The sequence below is a fragment of the Maribacter zhoushanensis genome (assembly GCF_029350975.1).
GTDB lineage: Bacteria > Bacteroidota > Bacteroidia > Flavobacteriales > Flavobacteriaceae > Maribacter > Maribacter zhoushanensis.
The window spans coordinates 731,380-748,846 of sequence record NZ_JARKMR010000002.1 but is presented as its reverse complement, the minus strand read 5'-3'; the positions used below and the strand labels follow the sequence as shown (position 1 = coordinate 748,846).

At 34.4% G+C, this 17,467-nt stretch carries 19 protein-coding genes; 2 read left to right on the top strand and 17 right to left on the bottom strand.

Going from position 1 to position 17,467, the window contains the following annotated elements; all coding sequences use genetic code 11:
* Positions 1-3 precede the first annotated feature (3 nt).
* Positions 4-1,515, bottom strand: a complete 1,512-nt coding sequence (locus tag PXD56_RS10040) for a sensor histidine kinase (protein WP_276493201.1) — start codon at positions 1,513-1,515, stop codon at positions 4-6.
* A gap of 92 nt (positions 1,516-1,607) precedes the next feature.
* On the opposite strand from PXD56_RS10040, the gene PXD56_RS10035 reads away from it, so the two are divergent.
* Complete coding sequence (locus PXD56_RS10035) at positions 1,608-2,009, top strand: hypothetical protein (RefSeq protein WP_276493200.1); 402 nt, start codon at positions 1,608-1,610, stop codon at positions 2,007-2,009.
* Here PXD56_RS10035 and PXD56_RS10030 read toward each other — a convergent pair.
* The 13 genes from PXD56_RS10030 to PXD56_RS09970 all read right to left on the bottom strand — a co-directional run bounded on the left by PXD56_RS10030 (position 2,006) and on the right by PXD56_RS09970 (position 14,346).
* Positions 2,006-3,487 (bottom strand): mannitol dehydrogenase family protein, encoded by a 1,482-nt coding sequence (locus tag PXD56_RS10030; RefSeq protein ID WP_276493199.1) that lies wholly within the window; start codon positions 3,485-3,487, stop codon positions 2,006-2,008. The genes PXD56_RS10035 and PXD56_RS10030 overlap by 4 nt on opposite strands.
* Before the next feature lie 2 nt (positions 3,488-3,489).
* Positions 3,490-5,208: a purine-cytosine permease family protein gene (locus PXD56_RS10025; protein WP_276493198.1), complete on the bottom strand. Its 1,719-nt coding sequence runs from the start codon at positions 5,206-5,208 to the stop codon at positions 3,490-3,492.
* A gap of 290 nt (positions 5,209-5,498) precedes the next feature.
* Entirely contained in the window at positions 5,499-6,314 is an 816-nt protein-coding gene (locus PXD56_RS10020) for a DUF6503 family protein (protein WP_276493197.1), read from the bottom strand.
* A 15-nt stretch (positions 6,315-6,329) separates the two neighbouring features.
* On the bottom strand, positions 6,330-7,064 hold the full coding sequence (locus PXD56_RS10015; protein WP_276493196.1) for an SDR family oxidoreductase: 735 nt from the start codon (positions 7,062-7,064) through the stop codon (positions 6,330-6,332).
* A 12-nt stretch (positions 7,065-7,076) separates the two neighbouring features.
* A complete protein-coding gene (locus PXD56_RS10010) occupies positions 7,077-7,856 on the bottom strand; it encodes a haloacid dehalogenase type II (RefSeq protein ID WP_276493195.1) in 780 nt (259 codons plus the stop codon).
* Between the two features lie 54 nt (positions 7,857-7,910).
* Positions 7,911-8,513, bottom strand: a complete 603-nt coding sequence (locus PXD56_RS10005; RefSeq protein WP_276493194.1) for a TetR/AcrR family transcriptional regulator — start codon at positions 8,511-8,513, stop codon at positions 7,911-7,913.
* A gap of 159 nt (positions 8,514-8,672) precedes the next feature.
* Positions 8,673-9,587: a helix-turn-helix domain-containing protein gene (locus tag PXD56_RS10000; RefSeq protein ID WP_276493193.1), complete on the bottom strand. Its 915-nt coding sequence runs from the start codon at positions 9,585-9,587 to the stop codon at positions 8,673-8,675.
* Between the two features lie 10 nt (positions 9,588-9,597).
* Entirely contained in the window at positions 9,598-10,704 is a 1,107-nt protein-coding gene (locus PXD56_RS09995) for an MBL fold metallo-hydrolase (RefSeq protein ID WP_276493192.1), read from the bottom strand.
* Between the two features lie 28 nt (positions 10,705-10,732).
* Positions 10,733-11,551, bottom strand: coding sequence for an oxidoreductase (locus PXD56_RS09990; protein WP_276493191.1), 819 nt, complete (start codon positions 11,549-11,551; stop codon positions 10,733-10,735).
* Between the two features lie 218 nt (positions 11,552-11,769).
* On the bottom strand, positions 11,770-12,825 hold the full coding sequence (gene arsB / locus PXD56_RS09985; protein ID WP_276493190.1) for an ACR3 family arsenite efflux transporter: 1,056 nt from the start codon (positions 12,823-12,825) through the stop codon (positions 11,770-11,772).
* A 2-nt stretch (positions 12,826-12,827) separates the two neighbouring features.
* Positions 12,828-13,439, bottom strand: coding sequence for an arsenate-mycothiol transferase ArsC (locus tag PXD56_RS09980; RefSeq protein ID WP_276493189.1), 612 nt, complete (start codon positions 13,437-13,439; stop codon positions 12,828-12,830).
* 37 nt (positions 13,440-13,476) lie between these two features.
* Complete coding sequence (locus PXD56_RS09975) at positions 13,477-13,944, bottom strand: DUF6428 family protein (RefSeq protein WP_276493188.1); 468 nt, start codon at positions 13,942-13,944, stop codon at positions 13,477-13,479.
* A 72-nt stretch (positions 13,945-14,016) separates the two neighbouring features.
* A complete protein-coding gene (locus tag PXD56_RS09970; protein ID WP_276493187.1) occupies positions 14,017-14,346 on the bottom strand; it encodes an ArsR/SmtB family transcription factor in 330 nt (109 codons plus the stop codon).
* A 273-nt stretch (positions 14,347-14,619) separates the two neighbouring features.
* Between PXD56_RS09970 and PXD56_RS09965 the strand changes: the two genes are divergently transcribed.
* On the top strand, positions 14,620-15,276 hold the full coding sequence (locus PXD56_RS09965; protein ID WP_276493186.1) for a helix-hairpin-helix domain-containing protein: 657 nt from the start codon (positions 14,620-14,622) through the stop codon (positions 15,274-15,276).
* An 82-nt stretch (positions 15,277-15,358) separates the two neighbouring features.
* Here PXD56_RS09965 and PXD56_RS09960 read toward each other — a convergent pair whose 3' ends face one another.
* The 3 genes from PXD56_RS09960 to PXD56_RS09950 form a co-directional block, all read right to left on the bottom strand.
* Positions 15,359-15,793, bottom strand: a complete 435-nt coding sequence (locus PXD56_RS09960) for a hypothetical protein (protein WP_276493185.1) — start codon at positions 15,791-15,793, stop codon at positions 15,359-15,361.
* A 74-nt stretch (positions 15,794-15,867) separates the two neighbouring features.
* Positions 15,868-16,470: a hypothetical protein gene (locus PXD56_RS09955; RefSeq protein WP_276493184.1), complete on the bottom strand. Its 603-nt coding sequence runs from the start codon at positions 16,468-16,470 to the stop codon at positions 15,868-15,870.
* Between the two features lie 58 nt (positions 16,471-16,528).
* Positions 16,529-17,203 carry a DUF2625 domain-containing protein gene (locus PXD56_RS09950; RefSeq protein ID WP_276493183.1) on the bottom strand — a complete coding sequence of 225 codons (675 nt, stop codon included), beginning with the start codon at positions 17,201-17,203 and terminating at the stop codon, positions 16,529-16,531.
* Positions 17,204-17,467 lie beyond the last annotated feature (264 nt).

The following is a 17,467-nucleotide window of genomic DNA, read 5'->3' as shown; positions in this document are numbered from 1 at the left end:
CTTCTAGTTGGTTTTCAATTTTGGAATAGATAATGTAAAAGTTGACCCTTTATTTATAACACTTGAAAACAAAAGACTACCGCCTAAATTTTCTATATGCTGTTTTGCAATATTTAAACCAATACCAGTGCCTTGGGTCAATAATGCATTCTCTGCCCTAAAATAACGATTAAATATATGTTTCTGCTCTTCTTCTGCTATGCCTATACCTTGATCAATGACTTTAATGGAGTAGCCAGTATTCAATATTTCTACTTTAATATTTATGGTAGTATCCTCTGGTGAATACTTTATGGCATTATGTATCAAGTTTGATAATGCCAGCTCTAATGTCTTTTCATCAAAATTGATGTTCAAGTCATCTATGTTATCTGGATAATGAATCTGTTGACCAGATTTTAGTAACATATTACTATTATAAACTACTTCGTTTACAATTTTGCTTAAAGGAAATTCTTCAATCTTATAATTGACCTTACCAGATTCTAAACGCTCTACGGATAAAAAGTCGTTAAGAATGGTGTCTAGGTATTTTACTTTATTTTTAATGGTGGTAACGTGCTTATCTCGTTTGGGTTGTTGATCTGTTTGTGTATACTTGCCTAATAAGGTTATTGAAGTTAAAATACTGCTTAATGGTGTTTTGAACTCATGAGATACTAATGATAAAAATCTTGTTTTTAGTTCATTAAGTTCTTTTTCTACAGCTAAAGCTTCAGTAAGTTGTTGAGTACGTTCCTCAACTATATTTTCTAAGTTTTCAGTGTAATTTTTTCGTTCTGTAATGTCTAATATAAATGCTACATATACTTTCTTTTCACCTAGTGTAGATAATTGTAAGTGTACCTCAACCGGATATGTAGTGCCATCTTTTCTACCGTGTTTTGTTTCAAATTTAACTTTGGTGGTCTCGTTCTTTAGTAATGGTGATATTAAGTTTTCAAATTCAGAAGTTGTCATATCCGGTTTAATATCTACCGGAGTCATTTGAAATAATTCATCTATTGAATAACCAATATTTCTTTGTGCTTCTTTATTGACATTTAGGAACTTAAAATTTTCGGCATCAAAAACAAAAATCTCATTTAATGATTCATCAAAAATACGTGCCCAATGACTTAGTTCTTCTTCTCTGTTCTTACGTTCCGTTATGTCGATTACCAATGCCATAACGTAAGAGGAACCATAAAACTCAAACGGATTAAGTCCGGCTTCCACAGGAAATTCTTTACCATCTTTACAAATACCGTACAGATTTCTACCATGACCCATTTGGCGCTTATCACTTTTTGCAATAAACTTTTCTACATGGGCATCATGACCGGCATGATATCTTTTTGGTATGAGAACATCCAAGGGTTTGCCCAACAGTTCTCCTTTTTCATAACCAAACATTTGTTCTGATGAAGTGTTGGTGGCTACTACTATTTGGTTAGAATCTACCACAATAATACCTTCTGAAACACCTTCTGAAAGTAAATTGAAAATGTCACTATTCTCTTGAAAATCCTGCATATATCAAATATATCAATTAACACTGATTATTGTCATATTAAAATTATTGGTTACTTCATATTTTTACGCTGAAATCAACTAAAATTGTTACTATGGAAAATACAGCGAAGACAATGAACGGACTCTATGAAAATTTAGGTAAGCTTTTTTATGCTGTGGCCATAAGTGATGGTACCGTACATAATAATGAATGGGAAAAGGTTAAAGAATACGTAAAAGAAGATTGGTTATATATAGATGATTTTACCGATCGCTACGGTACAGATGCCGCAAACCAAATTGAAATTGTATTCGATGTTTTAATGGAGACTACAAAAAGTAGTGAGGAGTGTTTTGATGAATTTAAAGAGTTCTATAAAATTCATCCTCATGCATTTTCAGATAAAATAAAAGCCTTGACCAAAAAAACGGCCAAGGCTATTGCAGATTCTTTCTCAGGAAATAATAAATCTGAATTAATTGTATTAGCTAAAATTGACTTATTGTTCAATTAAAGTGCTTTCATTATTTCTTTGATGTTGGGATTGGCATAAATTTTTTGAACCAAATCGCTATAGAGATTCGTGAATTTATTTTCATTTATTAGGTTGCCGAATAGTGATTCTTGTCTTATGAATGCCAACGGGTCTGTTTGGGTTTTGCTTGCAGCTAGGTGCAATTGCTCTTGCATAGCATCAATAATCTCAATGGGGTTGCCATCTTTATCGACTCCTTTATCACTGTAATAACACCATGCAGCAATAACTAAAGTGGCAAATTTTATGCTTCCGCCGTTTGCTAAATTATCTTGAATTGTAGCAATTAAAAATTTAGGCAATTTAGCGGAACTTTCAGAGCAAATACGGCTAACACTGTCTTTAATGTTAGGGTTGGCAAACCTTTCTAGTAAACTGTCTTTGTAGGCAGATAAATCTATACCTTCTAGTTTGTCTAACACCGGAGTGGCTTCTTTGTCCATGAATGCCCTTAAGTAGGTAACGAACAAATCATCTTCCATACAAGCATTTATAGTTAGGTGACCATGTATAGCCCCTAAAATACCAAGTACGGAATGACCTGCATTTAAAAGACGTAATTTCATCTTTTCATATGGCTTTACATCTGGTACAAACTGTACGCCAATTTTTTCAAATTCTGGTCTTCCGTTAGAGAAGTTGTCTTCAATTACCCATTGAATAAATGGCTCACAAGTTACAGGCCATTCATCTTTTAGACCATATGTGTTCTCTAAATAATCAATATCTGCTTGGGTAGTTACAGGAGTTATACGATCTACCATACTGTTAGGGAAACTTACTTCCTTTTCAATATATGTCGCTAATTCTTCATTTTGCTTTTTTGCAAAGGTCAATAACATCTCTTTGGCAACATCACCATTATGTTGAATATTGTCACAAGACATCACGGTGAATGCTGGTAAACCCTCTTCTTTTCTTTTTTTAATGGCAGCGGTTAAAAACCCATATATAGTTTTAGGACTATTTGGATGTTTAAGTTCGTGTTGTACATCTGCATTTTCAAAATCGAATTCACTCGTTGCCGGATTAAAATTGTAGCCTCCTTCGGTAATAGTTAACGACACTATTTTTGTGTCAGGATGTGCCATTTGTTCAATTACCACGTCTGGTGTATCATATCCCAATTTAAAGTCGATGATAGAACCTAATACTTGAGAATCTATTTTACCATCCGGATGCTTTATAATCAACGTATACATGCCGTCTTGTTTTTGCAAAACGTCATGAATTTTTTGATCACCCTCTCGTAGCCCAACACCACAAATTCCCCATTCAGCGGCATTTTCTTTTTCTTGAAGTAAGTGTGTGTAAAAAGCTTGATGGGCTCTATGAAAACCACCAACACCAACGTGCACTATACCTATTTTAAGTGATGCCCTATCAAATGTAGGAGTAGGTAATTGTTTGCTTATTTCTGCTAAATTACTGTTATTCAGCATGATTTCTTTTGTCATTTTTAGCTTAGTTTTTTTGATTTGCCACGTAGTAATGCCCAATAAGCAGTAACAAAGTAAGTTACGGTACATATAAAGGCATAGCGATAAAATGTTTCTCTATTTTCAACATAGATATTTTCGTTTGCACTGTCAAACAGTACAATACCTGCCAATACCAATGTAATTATAAGTGCAATGATCGACACCAGTTTTATAACCTTAGATAGTACCGAAGTGTCTTTCTTAGGTTTAGTCTCTAGTTTGCTTTTTTCTTCTTGGTATGCTTCAATTTGTTCATTTCGTAGTCTTTCTTTTTCCTCAGCTTGTGGGTACTTGTTTTTGGCTCCGTATTTGCCAGCAAGAACCGTGTAAATAGCGATGGTGAAAATCCATGTAGGTATAAATAGATAGAAGAATGACATAACGTTTAATGCATTCAAGCCAAAACCGAATACCAGCCCTAATCCCCATGATACAATTGCAGGTGTGCTAAAAGTTAGGTTACGGTAAGATGACCAATAACGTGTATATCCAATCTTTGGAAATATCTGATGTTCAGCGAACACAATACCACCAACAGGCACGACCAATAAACCGGCATAAGTTAATAGTGGCAGTATTTGTGAAAATACAAATGGAAAACAAGCAATGCTAATGGTAATCAAGCCAACCACAATGGTTGTTTTCTTACGTGAATGTTTGTGAAATATAGCCTGTGCAGCTAATCCAGCTCTGTATAGGTTAGTAATTGCAGTAGTCCATCCGGCAACTATTACGATAACAAAACCAGACCAACCCAATGCGTAAAATGCAACGTCTCCCGGGTCTAGTTCTACAATAGTTTTACCTATGATAACTGCTGCACCTGCTCCCATAATCCCTGCAGCTATCCAAGCCACATAGTGCCCAAACATCATGCCTGTGCTGGTGGCAAGACCGTAAGATTTCTTTTTGGCAAAACGTAACAAAGCCATATCTATTAATCCGAAATGGGTAATTGTATTTGCTGCCCAAGCGAAGCCAATGACTTCAACCAGGCCAATACCGGGTTTGCCGGCACTATCTACTCCTGTCCATATGGATTGGTCTCCGAGTGATATCAAATCGTTCCAGCCATTAGGTAATGTAGTGCCCAATACATCTAAAGAAAGAGCTGGTAATAATACCATGGCACCGCTCGTAAACATTACAAAAAGCCAAGGTGCGCAAATACCTGAAAATTCAGATACTGCATTAAATCCATATAACGCAATGGATACCACTACGAGTCCAACGCAAAAAACGATGACTACAAACCACATGTTGGTAGGGTACCAATTTAATTGAGCGGGAATATCAAAAGCAAAACGCACGGCAGTAGCTGATACGGTAATCATTGCTGCGGATATGACCGAGAAAATAATGACGTTTGCCCAATTGTAAAGTTTGGTCATTGAGTCTCCCGCAATTTTGTTGAGATAGGTGTAAAGGCTTAATCTTGTCTCTACTGCTATGGGTGATGTAATGAATGTCCAACTTAGAACGGCTAGAATATTACCTATTAAAAGCCCAAGTATAATATCCATTGTTTTTGCCCCTAAGGCAACAAACGTTGCGCCAATTACAAATTCTGTTGCTGCAACGTGTTCAGCGGCGTACAGACCTGCAAAGTGGGTCCAATCATGTAACTTATGTTTTGCAACGGGTAGTTGTTCTTCGTTTAAATTTTCAAACGTGGAGTAGTCGGAGTTTGTTGACATAAGTTGAGTTGGTTGTTAGGTCGTTAATATATCTTAAGTTGTTTACCGTTTAAAGGCTTTTAGAGTTATTGGCTGATTTTAAACAGACTTGCAATGTATTTAATTTTGATAAGAACCTATATTAAAATTTGTTAATCTTCCACTAGTCATTGGTTGTGGCAGGTTCTGCTTTGCTGTTGAATGATAGTGTTTTGATTATTTTACTAAGTAAAAAACGATTTGCCAAAAGGCAAATCGTTTCTATAAGTATAACTTAGGTATTACTATTTAAAAATTTAGTTATCAGATACTTATTTTTTAAATTCTTGAGGTTTTAAGCTGTTGTCAAAACTAATGTTAGACCAATTTACGGTTATCCATGGAGCATCGCTTACCGCTGCTTTCCAAGTAGATTTTTTATACTTTCTTTTTGTAGGTATTAACATTCCGTCTACATCTTCATATTCTAATACCATTAAATTAGGTGTTTCCATTGCTCCAAAATCAGCAACGGTAAATAGAAATTGATCTACCAAATGGGTGTTTTTATTGATGTATAACTGATAAATATCCGTAGGTTTTGAGTTTCCAAAATCAAAGGACACTTTAACGATTTCATACGGAGTGTTTTTCAGGGTTTCTTCGCCAAGATATTCGTATGATACACCTTTGTCCATTAGCTTTTGAAACATTGTAAACCAATAAAAATTGGTAGGTCTGTTAAACGCCACTCTTTTTAGAGCACTGCTATCCAATATAATTTCACCATTGTTTTTAAGCCAAAACTCTTTGCCATCATAGCCTTGTTCAATGGATCCTTCAAGATTACCTAATGTTCTTTGGTGCTTTTCGTATTTACCGTAAGATAGTTCACCGTCAAAAATGTATTTTTCATTAGAAATATCTGTTTTGCCATCTGGAGTTTGGTAAGTGTAAGTATATACTACATCCTTTTTACTGCGTAACATTTTATAATCGCCTACTTTTTCAAGCATTTTAGAAACAAGTTCTTGACCTTTGTTTTCAAAGGTTGGTGTACTTATTTCTTCTTTTTTGACACTTTTTTCTCCTTTGCAAGAAGTTATTAAAATGGTAAAAACTAGTAGTGTGGTAATTTTAAAATTCATATTGTTTATTAAGGTTTAAATTAGAGCACCGTTGGCGCCAATGGTTTGACCAGAAATCCATTTAGATTCATCACTTGCCAAAAATAGTACAACCCTAGCGATATCAATAGGCTGTGCAAGTCTGTCAAAGGCATTCATAGAACTCAGTTTGTCTATAAATTCCTGTGACTTCCCTTTCATGAACAATTCTGTTTCTGTAGCTCCAGGTGCCAAGGCATTAACAGAAATTCCTCTGCCTATTTCTTTAGAAAAAACACGTGTCATCTGTTCTACGGCTGCTTTAGAAGCAGAATATAAAGCGTAGGTAGGGAACATTAGTTTTACGGTGCTAGAAGAAAAGTTGATAATATTTCCTTTATCCGCAAGCTTAGTGTTAGCTTCTTGTAAGGTGTTAAATATACCCCTAACGTTAACGTCAAATAACTTACTGAAATCTTCTTGGGTGCTATCTTTTAGCTCCTTTGAAATCATAATTCCAGCATTGTTTACCAATACGTTTACTTCGCCAAATGCAGCGATAGTTTTATCGAACAGTTGTGTCACTTGTTCTCTATTACTGACATCAGCTTTAATGGCGATTGCTTCACCGCCATTAGCTTTGATTTTGTTTACGGTCTTTTCTGCGTCTTCAGAACTATTGGAATGGTTTACAACCACTTTGGCTCCATTTTCAGCTAAGAGAAAAGCAACTTCTTGACCAATACCCCTAGAGGCACCGGTAACGATGATAACTTTGTTTTCTAAGTTCATTTCATTGATTTTTTATAGGCTGATTAATTTCTTGGCTACCAATGTTAAATCAGGTTCGTTAATCTCTGGAGTAGGGGATAAAGGGTATAGTTGTGCACCAGGTCTACTGATAAAGGCTCCTCTCCAATTTGCCCAAAGTGCTCCTGAAATATCCCAGCCATGAGCAGCTACAAGTAAACACTCTTTTGGTTGTATGCTCATTTTTCTGGCAGCCCAGTTATATGCATCTACATGTGGTTTAAATTTTCCCATATCTTCAATGCTTAAGCGTTGATCAAAGTATTTGGTCAATCCAGAATTTTTAAATTGAGTTTCAACTCCTTTGTTTGATGAGTTGGTAAAAGAAACCAATTTGTAACCCGCATCTTTTAAAGATTGTAAAGCAGATGGAACTTCTGGGTGTGCAGGCAATGAACGAATAGGGTCTACAATAGATTTTTTTGCTTCGTCATGACTTAGGGTTATGCCGTTGTTTGCTGCAACCATTTGCAAAGCTGCAGTACCAATAATGGCAAAATCATTGTATTGATTTGCAACTGTAGACACAAGTGAATATTGCAACATAGTCGTAAACCATAGCGGTAACAAATCATTTCTGCCGTTCAGCGCTTTAGCAACGCTATCTTTCATAGCTGTTAAATCTAAAAGGGTTTCGTTAACATCGAAGAATAGTACTTTAGGTCTTTCAAATAATTCTTCTTTTTTATTAGCAAACCCTAGGGCAGGTATGGCTGCACCGGCAGCACCAAGGATGGTCGATTTTTTAATGAAGTTTCTTCTGTCTTTGTTCATAGTATCTGTAATTTTAAAAAACATTCTAAGCGGTATGTTTTTTGGTAAAAAAAATTATTGTTTTAATTGTTTTAAGTAAATAGATAGCCCGTTTAAATATTCGTCCATCACTTTGTCATCATCATAAAGTTTACGAATTCCACGTATTCCTTCAAAAGCACTAATTAAATAAATTGCGGCTGCAGCACTTGAAATTTCTTTTTTAATAGAGTTCTCTGTCTTTCCTCGTTCAATTAACTCTATGAGAGCTCTTTTCCATTCCTCAATGATGTTTTTCAACGCTCTTTGGTATACCTTTTCATTATCCCCAATTTCATTGATAAGATTATTTGTGGGGCAACCGTGTTTCTTTTCATACATGCTGAAAGACTTAAGACTGTTTAAAAAAGTATCTTCTAAAATAGCATATGCATTACCGTTTTGGTATAGTGGGTATACCATTCTTTTTTGAACTCTACTTTGTAATTTTTGTGTAATTATTTCTATGCCTAGTTCTTTTTTATTTGCATAGTGATGATAGAAAGCTCCTTTTGTCATGGTAGTCGCCTTCATTATTTTGTCTATACTAGTAGTCTTAAATCCATCTTCATAGAAAAGTTTAAACGCCTCATTGAGTATGAGTTGTTTTGATAATTCAGACTTTAAGGACTGTTTCATATCGTAAATATGCTTAATAAAATACGGAGTAGAATGTTTTTTATAATGTTTAACGTATTCTTAACTAGAAAATAGTTAGTTGTCTTTGGTTGAAGTAAAAAACGTATTTAGAGAATACTGGTCAAAAAAAAATGAAAGTTACTGATGCCAAAAGTATTTCTAATTTAAGTTTAATCTATACTCATTAGGACTCATAGAAGTTTTCTTTTTAAAAATTTTGCTAAAATACTGTGGATATTCAAACCCCAAAGAATATGCTATTTCACTAGCACTTTTCTTTGAATTTAATAGTTTGTTCTTTGCTTTTTCTATGATATATTGGTGAATGTGATCTTGGGTTCCTTGTCCGGTTTCTTTTCTAAGCAAATCACTCAAGTATTTAGCTGAAATATTCAACGCTTCTCCACAATATTGTACCGTTGGTATACCAAGCTCAATTTGTTTGTTTTGACTGTAGTATTCCTTTAGTAGCTTTTTAAAATTAGCTGCTATGTCCTTATTTAAATTGGTACGTGTGTAGAATTGTCTGTCATAAAACCTAACACAATAATTAAATAACAATTCTAGATTAGAAATAATAATGGTTTGACTATGAGTATCAATATTACCACTGTATTCTTTTTCAATTTTTTCTACTATTTCCGTTATCGTTTTTCTCTCGTCATCTGATAAATGTAGGGCTTCGTTAGATGCGTATTCAAAAAAAGTAAACAGGTCTATTTTCTTACCTAGTTCAGATTTTCTAATTAAATCTGGATGAAACATCAGCGTCCAACCCTGGTCTGAGGTATTAATATTTTGTTTTTCAAATTCCATTATTTGATCAGGAGCCATAAAAATCATAGAACCTTCTTGGTAATCATATGAATTTCTACCATAGTTTTTAATGGTAAAAGCACAATTATCTTTTAAACTGATATGATAAAGTCCTAAGGAGTATTTAAAATTTTCTAGACCTATCTGGTCCCAATTTTCGCCAATTCTTAATACGGAAATTAAAGGGTGTTTTGGTTTATCCAAACTAAAGTAAGAATGAACATCTGCAACATTATTAATTTTAATAATTTCCTTCATAATAAATCACTTAAATATTCTGCCACCAGTTGGGGTAGGTGGTAACTGAATCTTTTACTATTATTTCTTGCCCAATTTGTGGTGCGATCACTTTAATATTTAGTTCGGCTGCCTTTGTTTTAACTCTTATAATTGGATCTGTCCATTCATGCAAGGCTAATTTAAAACCTGCCCAATGAATAGGCATTATCTTTTTTGCTTTTACGTCTAGGCCGGCTTGTGCTGTTTCTTCAGGCATCATATGAATATCTGACCACAATTTGTTGTATTGACCGCATTCCATCAAGGCAAGATCAAAAGGACCGTATTTGTTCCCTATTTCTTTAAAATGATCTGCATAGCCACTATCACCACTAAAGAAGATATTTTCGTTTTTTGAGGTTATGACCCAAGAACTCCATAAAGTACTTTGGTTGTTATTTAAACCTCTGCCAGAGAAATGCTGTGCTGGCGTACAAACAAATTTAAGGGAGCCTAACTGTGTTTCTTGCCACCAATCCAATTCTGTTATCTGTGAATCTGAAACGCCCCAAGATCTAAGATGGTTACCAACGGCAAGTGGCGTATAAAAATGTTTTGTTTTATCCTTGATTTTCAATACAGATTCATAATCTAAGTGGTCATAATGATCATGAGAAAAGATTACGGCATCAATTTGTGGTAATTGATCAATGGCTATTGGGAACTCTTTATTGAATCGTTTTTCTCCTAAAAGTGGGTGAGGGGCTGCAACGGCTCCAAACATTGGGTCTATTAAAATATTTTTTCCATCGATCTGTAATAGAAAAGAGGAATGTCCAAACCAGATTAATCTAGCCTCTCCATCATAATCTGCAATATGTGTAGTATCTAACTTTTTAGGCACCAAATCTTCTTTGGGGCGCCCATTGGGTACTTTGGTGGTGAAAAAGGTATATGCCAAACTTAACTTGTCAGAAAAGGATAAGTCTTCTGGTACGGGATTTACATTTCGGAATTTACCATTGCTAAATTGTTGAGATTTTGAGTAAGTCAATTTTTGTTCTTTGGTGCTATTACCCCCAAAACTCGGATAAAAATTGGTAAATGCCAGAATGGCGATAACCAGTAGACCTATTATTACTAAGGTTGTTATCATTATTTTTTTTAATATTCTTTTAATCATGCTATTTATATTGACTCATAATCACTTTGTCAAATATACGGTCACCAAACCATTTACGCATTGTTATGGCGAACTTGGCAGAGTACCCTTTTACGTATCTGATTTTCGGATTTTTTACCGTAGCTGCTTTGGCTATCGTTTTTCCTAATACTTGCACATCTGTAAAGCGATCATTGGTAAAGTCTTTTTTCATAGTTTCTGCCACAGCATTTGCAAATGTAGCGTAAGTACCTGAACCAGAGGTTTCTTTTAAGCTTTCAGCAGCAATTAATCCCCAAGGGGTCTTGATTCCGCCTGGTTCTACAATGACCACATCAATTCCAAATGGTTTAACTTCTAAACGTAGGCAATCGCTCCAACCTTCTAAAGCATGTTTGGTAGCGAAATACCATGCACCCAAGGGTAAGTATACCTTACCTCCCATAGACGAAATGTTTACAATTCTACCATAATTGTGTTCTCGCATTTTTGGTAATATTAATTGTGTAATGCGTGCCAAACCAAATAAATTAACTTCGAACTGCCTTTTAGCTTCTGCTATGGAAACATCCTCCACAGTTCCATAAGAGCCATAACCAGCATTGTTGATTAGAATATCTATTTTACCTTCTTTATCTAGTATTGTGTTTACGCACGATACAATAGAATCATCTTTGGTAAGATCTAAAGGTACAATTTGTATTCCCTGTAGCTTTAAATCTTGCATTTCTTCTACTCTTCTTGCAGCACCATAAACAATATAGCCTTGGCTGTTTAGAATGTTGGCCGTAGATTTCCCCATGCCAGATGATGCTCCTGTAATTAATACTATCTTACTCATGCGTATTCTTTTAAATGTATAAATCAGTTTTACCTTGGCAAAAGTAAAGGGATACATCTTTCTAACTGTATGCTAATTGCCGAATATTGAATACTTTTTTCCTATTCTATACATCTTACGACTTCAGCAAAAAAAAATAGCCTCTATGCACAAGATTTGTAGATAGAGGCTAAGTTTTATATTACTATTATTTATGTGTTCAAAAGTGACAAAGTTATTTATACCACTGGCTTGTTGGCTACATTAAAATATTTCTTTTTTAACCAAAAGGAGACCTTTACTAAAAATATAAGTGCAGGTACTTCAACTAAAGGGCCGATTACGCCGGTAAATGCCTGACCAGAATTTAGACCGAATACGGCAATTGCAACGGCAATGGCCAATTCAAAATTGTTTCCGGCTGCGGTAAAGGCTACTGAAGCGGTTTTATCATATGCTGCACCTGTTGCTTTGGTAAAGAAAAAACCAATAATGAACATTAAGGTGAAGTAGATTAGTAACGGTACTGCAATGATGAGTACATCCATAGGTATTTCTACTATTAACTCTCCTTTTAATGAGAACATGATTACGATGGTAAACAAAAGTGCTATCAAAGTCAATGGCGAAATGGTAGGTATAAACTTGGTGGTGTACCATTCTTCACCTTTGAGTTTTACTAAAATCAATCTACTTAGTATTCCCATTAAAAACGGTAATCCTAAATAGATAGCTACACTTTCAGCGATCGTACCAATAGAGATATCTACAATTGCACCTTCAAAACCAAAGTAGGGTGGTAGTACGGTAATAAATATCCAAGCATAAAAGCTATAGGCAAATACTTGGAAAATACTGTTCAATGCCACCAATCCTGCTCCGTACTCACTACTGCCATCGGCAAGATCGTTCCATACCAATACCATAGCAATACAACGCGCCAGACCTATAAGTATTAGACCAACCATGTATTCTGGGTAGTCAGACAAAAAGGTAATTGCCAAGACGAACATTAAAACGGGACCAATGACCCAATTTAGTATCAAAGAGATAGATAGAATTTTAGTGTTTCTAAACACTTTGGGTAATAACGCATAGTTTACTTTTGCCAATGGCGGATACATCATTAGTATTAACCCGATGGCTATGGGAATGTTAGTAGTACCACTATTGAAAGTGTTGATGATATCTGGAAAACTTGGAAAAAAGTAACCAATACCAACACCTAGAGCCATAGCAGCAAAAATCCACCAAGTTAGGTTTTTATCTAGAAAACTTAATTTTTTAGATGCCATTTTTACTTGTTGATTTGTGAGAATACATAACAAAGTTCCGTTGCAATCTGAATACTTCTTTCAGCATATTTCTCTGCTTGCTGCGGCGTATTATCAAACGCTTTTGGATCTTCAAAAGTGATAGGTACCCTTTTTTCTGCACCCGCAATAAAAGGACAGCCACTATCTGCTTGTGAACAGGTCATTACTGCTGCAAATTGTGAAGTTGGATTAAATGAATCTTCATAAGATTTTGAAAAACCAATGACCGGATGCTCATTCTCAGAAAACTTAATAGCATAAACAGGATTACTAGTATCTGATAATTTTTGAATTTGAAAACCCTGATTCTTTAATGTTTCTTTTACCATAGGAAAGAGTGCCGTAGCCTCTGTGCCACCAGAATAGCAAAATACATTGTTAATATTAAAATAGGTAGCCATTGTCTGTGCCCATACTTGAGAAAGGTGACTTCTTCTAGAATTGTGGGTACAAATAAAGTTGATTCTAATAGCTGAATTAGCGGCTTTTTTCTGCTGGATAAAATCTATTAACGGCTGTAATACTTCTTTGCGATCTTTTGTAATTAAATCAGTTCTTAAGGAGCTTATCAATTGCTCTATTTTTGGTAGCATAGTTATTTCTTTAATACTTGTTCTATTGTAAGTTTGATTAACAGCATCCACTACCTGGAGCACAGCTAGATTGTTGGTCCATTTCAGAAAGGTTCAGCTTGGGTTTCTCTGCAGGTATACCACAGTTGTCTTTTGCCAAACAGTCTGTTTGTTTAGATGTTAATCTAAAATTGGTACCGTCAAAATCTAATCCGAATTTTTCAATGGTTTGTCCTTGGTATTCCACTTCAATTTCTAAATCTTCTATGCCTAATACCTTTTCAGAAAGTTCAATGATATTGATCAATTTTTCTGGGTGTAACCTATGGTCATAATCGTTTGCGTTCCATAACTGAAAATTCACAACTTCCTCATTACGGACAGTACCACCACAGTCTATAAAATTCTTGGTAATCTTGCCCACTTCTGTTACATGAAAATGGTTTGGTACTAATTCTCCATTTGGTAATTCAAATGCTATAGTATCTAGTTCTGCCAAATGATTTTTAATTTCTGATAATTTCATAATCTTGTTTTTAAAATAAATGTATGTTGTAGTATGTTAATCGTAATAAAGCGATAAATGAATGTAAATTTTTTAGCAACAATTGGTATTTGGTATGTCTTGATTCAAGAATTTCAGCATAATATCTTTCATGCTTGACCAGTTGTCTTTATCTATACAGTAGCAAACACTGGTGCCTTCAACGTTTCCTTTGATCAATCCTAAATTTTTCAGTTCTTTTAGATGTTGAGAAATAGTGGGTTGTGCCAAACCAATTTCGTTTACCAAATCGCCACATATACATGCATCTATTTTAAATAAATGCTGTAAAATAGCAACACGTGCCGGATGACCAAATACTTTGGCAAACAATGAAATCTTGTTTTGTTCGTCAGTAAACATTTCTGTTTTTGCTAATCCCATGCTTTAAGTTAATTGTTTCATTGCAATATTACGATAATATATTTTAATTATAAAATATTATAGTTTTTTTACATCATTGGAATCTATTCTATTTGTAGTAGAACAATAATCATAATATATATTTAATAATAAGTTGTAAGGTTTTTAATTAAAAGGAGTTTCAATAGGCTTAATCTTATCTAATTTTTAAAATCTGCTAATATTTTAATGCAAACTTTTGAAAATGAGTAATTTCTATGTAACTTTTATCTAGAATTAAAACACTACGGAAAAATGGCATTAACAAAAGAAACAAAAGGAAAGGGTACGCATACTACGGTTACGTTTACAGTTGGGGCAAATGAAGCACCAAGTGAGGCAAATGTTATATTGTTGGGAGATTTCAATGATTGGCAAACAAACGATAGTTCATACCAAATGGAAAAAAAGAACGGATCGTACGTAAAGAGTATTAAACTTGAAACTGGTAAAAGTTATGAGTTTAGATACTTGAGCGAAGACAAAGGCTGGTTCAACGACCATGCTGCTGATGCTTATGTTCCATCTCCATATGCAGGTATAGATAATAGTGTTGTTGATTTAACCGCATTACCGGCGAAAAAGAAACCGGTTAAAAAAGCGGCTGCCAAGAAACCTGCCGTTAAAAAGGCAGTAGCTAAGAAACCTGCTGCTAAGGCAAAAAAAGATGATTTAAAGAAAATAGAAGGTATAGGTCCAAAAATTGCATCTATATTGACAGAGAAGGGTATAGGTACCTTTGCTAAATTAGCAGGAGCATCTGTTAAAACCTTAGAGGGTATTTTAAAAGAAGCTGGTCCGCGCTATACTATGCACAAACCAGGTAGCTGGCCAAAACAAGCTAAATTAGCTGCTTCTGGAGATTGGGATAAATTGAAAACATTACAAGATAAATTAGATGGTGGTAAATAATCGCCTATATTATATATAACAAAAGCCCTAAGATATATTCTTAGGGCTTTTTGATTTATAGGCATCTTTTAAATCTCTTGTATTATTTCATAGCAGTTTGGTAATCTATGATAAACTTTTTCATCATACTTTGTAGTTCTGTTTTGTCTTTCTTGCTCATCTTAATAATATTAAGCCAAGCAGTACCAATATCTTTGGGGGCAAAAGTTGAAAAGTTCTTAATAACCACTAAGTCCTTTTCCTTAGGATGGAATGTTAGTCCTTTTTTGGTGATTTTTATATTATCTGCGTCCATTTTTAGAACAGGAAATGTTAGCTGCATTGCATGTTGAAGTCCATTGTAGAAGTAAATGTTACCTTGTGTGGCATTTATTTTTGCGTAATAATTTCTATTACTTTCACTATGTTCTTCTATAAAAGCATTGATTGTTTCTACTTGCGTTTGTAATTCTTGTGCGCTACTTATTTTTACAAATGAGATTATTAAAACAATAGCTACTAATACTTTTTTATACATGATAATTATGGTTTAAGTTGAGCTTAAGTAACGTCAAAGGAGCTGTTTTGTTGTCTGAAAAAATATGCAAAGTATTACTTGCTGCAGTTATTATATTCTTCAACAACTGCCATAATATCATCTTTATTAAAAGTTTTATTTCTTAATTTAGAAACTAGGGTAGGACAATCATTAAAATATTCAATTGCACGCTTTTTAAAAGACTTTGAAGGTCTTGCGGTAAATAGAGGTGTGGCAATTGTCTCATTAGCCCTCTGCGCATAAAATTCATTTAAATTATGAAAAGAGATGACTCCAGGTCTTGTTGAGGTCATGCCCACAGATCTACCATAAAGTGTAACTGGGCCTGTGCTAACAATGCAGAATATTTCTTGCTTCTTTTTAGAAACAGGGATGTATTTGAAATAGGCAATTTCTCTTTCAGAGAATATAAATTTTATTAACTCTACTTGATCTTCATTAAATACAGATTTACCTCCGTTGACTTTGTCCTTAACCCTTACTTTAGATTTTCCGTTAAAATGTATTAAGTCTTTTGATACAACAGGAATCTTAACTTCACCCTTTACAGTCTTACCGTTTTTTAAAAGAACCTCTCCATTTGTCCATGTATATTGAGAAAATGAAATGAAGGTGTTGATGAAGAAAAAAAAGGTCAATACTATATTTCTGGTCATTTTTATAATTGTAATTCTTGAAGTGTAGTAAACCTCTTATTTTAATATCTAAACTAGTTTAATCACCATTGTTTAATTGCTTTAGCGCACCTTGTTGAAATGCCCATATCTCTGAAATTGTCACTATTTTTCTTGTCAAATCGTCAATGTGATTATGTGCTGTCCATAAGAAAGGATAGAATGCGATACCTTGATTTCCATTAATTTCAGTTATTTCCTTTTCCCAACCGGTCCAACGTGCGTTGGCATAGAATTGAGACAGGTCACCAGTAAATGTCCACCATAGAAAATCAGAATAGCCAATATCTATTGACTCCCATTCTAAGGCATCTGGCGCGAAATAATATATATTGCCTAAATCATCGCCTAATGCACCACCATTTATTACGAAAAATCCGCCGACTACATCATCTGCAACTAAGAATATAGATGGTTTATCTCCATATTCTTTAAACGTTTTCCCTTTATTCCATTCGGGTAAAGTTCTATCTAATTTTTGGTTACCAGAACCCAAAATTCTAATCCAGCCATGGTCAATTAAGAGACCGCCAGTTTCGTATATTATAGCACCCATTGGTGAGCGAGTTGACACTTGAGTTTGATACAGTGCATTATCTGCTTCTTTCTCGTTTTTGGGTAGAACTTCAATTTTGTTGGTTGCATCTTTTATCCATTCAGCAACCAATGCCCAACCAGGTTCATCAATATTTATTAATTCCTTTATTGCTTTCATACTAATTAATACAGCTTTAATTATTTGTTCTAACTACTGCTTTTGATACTGCAATTTTTCCTTCAGCATATGTTATTTCTTTCTCTTAAATAAGAATTTATCGATTCTGTTTAATGTACTACCCAAAAAATTCCAAAATTTATGTAGAATTCCATCAAAAATTACGTCAACGAAGAAACTAACTATTGCATCAAAAAGCATCTTGTGTATTTATAAACTTTAAACTATTGAATGGTATTTAATTAATAGGGTAGTGGTCCTTTG